At 64.5% G+C, this 4,896-nt stretch carries 4 protein-coding genes; 2 read left to right on the forward strand and 2 right to left on the reverse strand.

Annotation, left to right across the window (positions count from 1 at the left end):
* Positions 1-77: 77 nt before the first annotated feature.
* A complete protein-coding gene (locus IEY70_RS20575) occupies positions 78-2,669 on the reverse strand; it encodes an AfsR/SARP family transcriptional regulator (RefSeq protein ID WP_189066898.1) in 2,592 nt (863 codons plus the stop codon).
* A gap of 273 nt (positions 2,670-2,942) precedes the next feature.
* Between IEY70_RS20575 and IEY70_RS20580 the strand changes: the two genes are divergently transcribed.
* Entirely contained in the window at positions 2,943-3,341 is a 399-nt protein-coding gene (locus tag IEY70_RS20580; protein ID WP_189066899.1) for a hypothetical protein, read from the forward strand.
* A 138-nt stretch (positions 3,342-3,479) separates the two neighbouring features.
* Positions 3,480-3,998: a hypothetical protein gene (locus IEY70_RS20585; RefSeq protein ID WP_189066900.1), complete on the forward strand. Its 519-nt coding sequence runs from the start codon at positions 3,480-3,482 to the stop codon at positions 3,996-3,998.
* A gap of 66 nt (positions 3,999-4,064) precedes the next feature.
* Here IEY70_RS20585 and IEY70_RS20590 read toward each other — a convergent pair whose 3' ends face one another.
* On the reverse strand, positions 4,065-4,388 hold the full coding sequence (locus IEY70_RS20590) for a hypothetical protein (protein ID WP_189066901.1): 324 nt from the start codon (positions 4,386-4,388) through the stop codon (positions 4,065-4,067).
* Positions 4,389-4,896: the final 508 nt, after the last annotated feature.

Here is a 4,896-nt window from a genome sequence, read left to right on the forward strand (position 1 = left end):
GGATTTTAGCCGTCTGGGACAGCACTCGCCAGCATGCTGCTTAAAACTGAAAGATGTCAGTTATCGGATGGATCTCCTCATTCGGTCGCCAGTTGCCCCCTGGAGTCTGTGGGTGGTGGGATGGTCCCGAGAAGAACGCGAGTCGCCGTTTCCGGGGAGGCCGCACCGAGCGTGCGATACAGCGAAATGGCCTGTTGAAGGTGAGCCCGGGCCAGATCGTGGAGCCCCTGCAGGAGTCGGACCTCGCCCAGATCGGCGTGAGCATGAGCGATGCGGAGATGTTCGTCGCGCTCAATGGCCAGTTCCAGCGCTTCTTCCCGGTGGGAAGCCGCCTGCTCAAGCTGCCCGAGTCTCTGTTCAGCCTGCGCGAGGTTGCTGGTGGCACTCAGATAGGCGCTCTGCGCAGCAGACAGGAGATGGGGGGAGGCCAGATGTGGCCGCAGGGTGACGCGCGCCGTCTCGAAAGCAGTCACGGCGCCAGAGAAGTCACCGGTCATGGCCAGAATGAAGCCGCGCTGCTCATGAATACGGGCAAGGCAGATGGGGTCTGCGCTCCGCTGAGCGCAGATGACAGCCTGCTGGAGGGTTTCGTGCGTTTCTGGCAGGTGATGGATCGCGCGGACAGTCGCGCCGAGACCGAGGAACGTCGCCTGGCGTTCGACCAATCCGGCCTGCCCGGCCATCTGCGCGGCGCATGAGTAGTGTTGAGCAGCGCTGATGCCGTCGCCAAGAAGTCCGTGTTGGATGTCAGCCAGTTTGCCGTAGAGGGTCGCCGCCTGCGGCCAGCGTTGCGTCCGTGCAGCCCGTTCCGCAGCGTTTTTCAGGAGGTCGAGGTGGGCAGTGGGAAAACCCCGCGCAGCAATGTACGCGCCTCCCAGCCAGGCAGTAAACAGGTCGATGAGAAGGTCCGGCTCCTCCTGGCTGGCCTGACGAACCACCTCAATCAGGAGGGGCCGTTCGGCGTCGAGGGTGGCTGGCGTGTTGGCATGCTGCGCGGCATAGGTCAGGGCGGCCTGATAGACCGTCTTCACCTGTAAGGCCCTGTGCGTGCGGGCGTGCGACCAGGTGAGTTCGTGCATCAGATACCGGACGGTTCCAGAACCGGGCGTGGCAGCGCGGCTGATCAGGCCCCGTAGCATCAGGCTGTACAGGACTTGCTCGGTCTCCTGAACATCACGGCGCAGGGCCATGGACAGCAGTTCTGGCGTGACTGCCGGGACCGGGAGGCTGCCCATGCCCAGGTACGCTTCGTACTCTGGAGCGCTGAGAGTGCTGACGCTGCAGTGCAGGAGAGCCGCGAGATAGCCGCCACCGACCGTGTGAGGTGAGTCGTGCAGAGCCTGCGCCAACTGAGAAGATGGCCAGTTCAGAGCGTGCATGGTCCGTCCAGCAAGGCGGAGCGCAAGGGGATGATCGCCGAGCAAGGCGCACAGCGCGTCCCGTTCATTGTGCGGGTCTTCGTTGCCTGACGCGTGACTGGTCAGGAGCGCCTCGGCGTCCGGTCGCGCAAGACGCGGGAGTGTCAGTGGGATCAGACCGGGCCAGCGGGTACGGGAGGTGACCAGTACGGGCAGTTCGGGAGGGAGGACAGACAGGAGAGCGCTCAGGGTTTCCTGGGACCAGACGTCATCAAGCACGCAGAGGGTGACGTTCCGGTGACGCAAGGCGTCGGGCAGGGGTTGGCGATGTGACTGGAGAGCGTCCTGCAGAGCGCTGAGGGTGGCGTCCGGTCGATCATTCCCGATGACGCACCACAGGATCGACTCGCCTCCCTGCAGGTAACGGCTTGCAACGGCCATTGCGAGCCGCGTTTTGCCCATTCCGGGAAGTCCATGAACGATGACCCGTTCGCCGGAGCGCAGAAGACTGACCAGTCTGGCCAGTTCTGAATCGCGGCCGTGCAAGGGTTCGTCAGGGTCGAAGGATTCATCGGATGTGGTGATGAGCCGCGCCAGTCCACGTTGCCCACCGTCACCGGACAGCGTCTCATACACGGTTCGGGTATCGTCACTGGGTTCAGCATCCAGAGCCTGACGCAGAGAGCGGCGTAGTGCGTTCCAGGTGGCCTTCACCTCTGCGAGGTTGCCAGTGCGGGCCTGCACTCTCATCATCAGGACGGCGGCGGCTTCACTGAGCGGATCAGTGGCAACCCAGCAGCGGGCCACGTCCAGCGCCTCCGGGTTGCCGCGCTGCAGCTCCTGATTTCCCCACCGATCGAATGCCTGAGCCTGCGCTTGCTGCAGACGTTCCTGGTGGTGTCGCACCCAGTCCCGCGCCGGACCGGCCCGGTCAAGGTGAACCGTTTCGAGAAACGCACCGGTCGGCCACGCCCGCAACCGTTCCGCGGGCGGGAGTGCTGCACTCAGGAGCAGTTCCAGTTCACTGACGTCCGTAGTGACATGCACGGCGACCGTACCGGGTCGCTCCTGCAACCAGTCCGACGAACCGGGTTGTTGCCGGAGGCTGTAGAGGGCCTGACGCAGGTGCTGTGAGGAGCCGCCCGGCCAGAACAGTTCCAGCAGGTTCTCTCTGTCTGCGGGTCCCTCCAGTGCGAGGAAGGCGAGCAGGGCTGCCAGGCGCGGCGGAACGCGCACCTCCTGGCCCGTCCAGGTGAATGTCGGGGCTCCGAGAAGTTGGGCTTGCAGGGGGTGCGGGACAGTTCCTGACACGGTTCCTCCTGGGTACTTTCAGCTTAACGCGTCAGCGTCAACAGGCGTCAAGTTGACGCTGTTCACAACGGTCTATTCCCAGTGTCCGTACGACGGGTGGTCTTGACGGGGCATAGATGGGGCGCTGCGTACCGTCATGTCAGGCGTTGCAGGCAGCCACTGAGGCACTTCGGTGATCTGCGACCGCCCAGGTGTCGGCGTTCCGTTCACCCGTTCCTTGCTGACCTGCCTGACCAGCAGGTACTCAGGCCAGCCCGGCCTTGGAGGTTCCAGATGTCTCACCTCAAATCGTTCCGTTTGACACTGTTCGCACTTACGGCCCTTCTGACATGCGGTATTCCGGCGCAGGCGTCAATTCTGATCCGTGATGCGGACGGCGGAACGAACCTGACTACGGAAATGTCGGAGATCGAACACCTGGTCGCCAGCGGCAGCTTTGTGGAATCGGTCGGCTCAACCATCCGGGCACGTACCTGGGCCAAACGGATGGAGAAGCGTGGATTCGAGAACACTTGGAGGGCCAGTATGGACTCGCTGGTGTTCAGCGGCTGGTATCACCAGGATCTTCAGGTGACCATCATCTGCGTTGAACAACTCACACCTGAGGGTCTCCAGCATTACAGCTATCAGCAGAATGGCAAGATCACGCTCCGTTCCCATCTTCTGTGGTGAGTTTCCCTCAGAGCGTAGGTTGCAGGTCAGGGCGGTGACATCCCGGCCTCCCCAATTGAAAGATGGGGGGGCCGGCGGTCTACTCGCCAGCGCGCCCCTGTACACCCGCGACACCCGCTGCGCCCGTACACTGGGCGGATGCGTCCACTCTTCTTCGCGCTGCTGCCCCTGATGGTCAGTGCCTGCACCCTGGTCGACTTGCAGGGTGCGGACTTTGTCGGCAAGGAGGATGCCCGCCGCTACGTTGCCGCCTGTGCCCGGAGCCACACGGACCTCTACTGCAAGGCGCTGCTGCCCACACTGGAGCGCACCCCCGGCGAAGTGACCGTACTTCTGGTCAACCTCGGCGACAGCGACCGGACGGCAGCCATTGAGCGTGAGCTGCGGCGGCAGGGCCTGACACTGGACGGCTTTGTCGGCTCGGCTGCCGCGGACCGGTTCGCGCGTGCGAACATCTTCCTGGCCCCACGCATTCAGGCCGGCACGATGACGAGTCTCGACGGACGGTCCCATACCGTGACGTGCCGTCTGAACGAACTGAACACGGAAGAGTGCGTCATTGACGGGACGGTGCGCGGTGGGAACGCCAACGATCCCCGACCGGGCGTGGTCGGCAACGTCTTCGTAACCGACGCCGCGATCCTGCCCTTCGATTGAGGAATGTTCTGCACGAACCATGCGGGTGACCCATGATCGACCGCGTGTGAGCGGAATCCGGCAGGGTCAGCCAGTGCGGCGCAGCACGGAGAGCCAGTTCCCGGCGATCAGCCACGGCAGGAACGCCACCAGGGTGCCGGCGATGTTGACGACCAGCAGGAGCAACAGCCCGGCGCCGCGGCCCACACTGCGGGAGTCATACGCCGCCAACGAGGGAACGAGCCCGATCAGGAGGAAAGGCAGGACACCGCCGAACACCACGGCGCCCAGCACGCCCAGTGCGGCGCGCCAGGCCAGGTCACGCTGACCGGTCCAGTCGGCGTAGACGAAGATCAGGCCGGCGGCCAGGATGCCGAGGCTGGCCCCGAGACTGTTCAGCAGCGTGGTCATACCCGCACGCCAGGGCGGTCGGCCGCGTTGCCACAGGCGCCGGAGCCGGCGGCACGGGGTAATGGGCCACTGCGCCAGTTGACCGATCCCCGGCAGGTCCCGGTCCTCTACGCTGAACCCATGCCCGGTCACCCTCCACCCCGCTGGAAAGACACCTGGAGGCGGTTCGCGCAGGGCCTCGGGCAGGTCGGCGTGGCCCTCAACGGCCTGTTCGGGCAGGGCGTTCCACCCCCGCCGCCGCCCCCACCCGTGCACACCTGGAGTGCCCCGCCTCCACCGGACGACGCGCTGAGCGAGGCATTCCAGCGCGCACAACAGGAATTTGAGGTCAATCACCTGACCAGACCGCGCCTGCGCGGGCGGAGGGTGACGACCCGACCAACTGCAGTTGATGGACCGGGAGTCGCGCTAGAGTTGGAACCGTTTTTCCCGCTCACGACAACTTGATACGGACTCCGATTAATTAGCCAACAAGGGCCACCAGTGGAAGAGCGTGTGCCGAGTGACC

This window comes from Deinococcus seoulensis (assembly GCF_014648115.1).
Lineage (GTDB): Bacteria > Deinococcota > Deinococci > Deinococcales > Deinococcaceae > Deinococcus > Deinococcus seoulensis.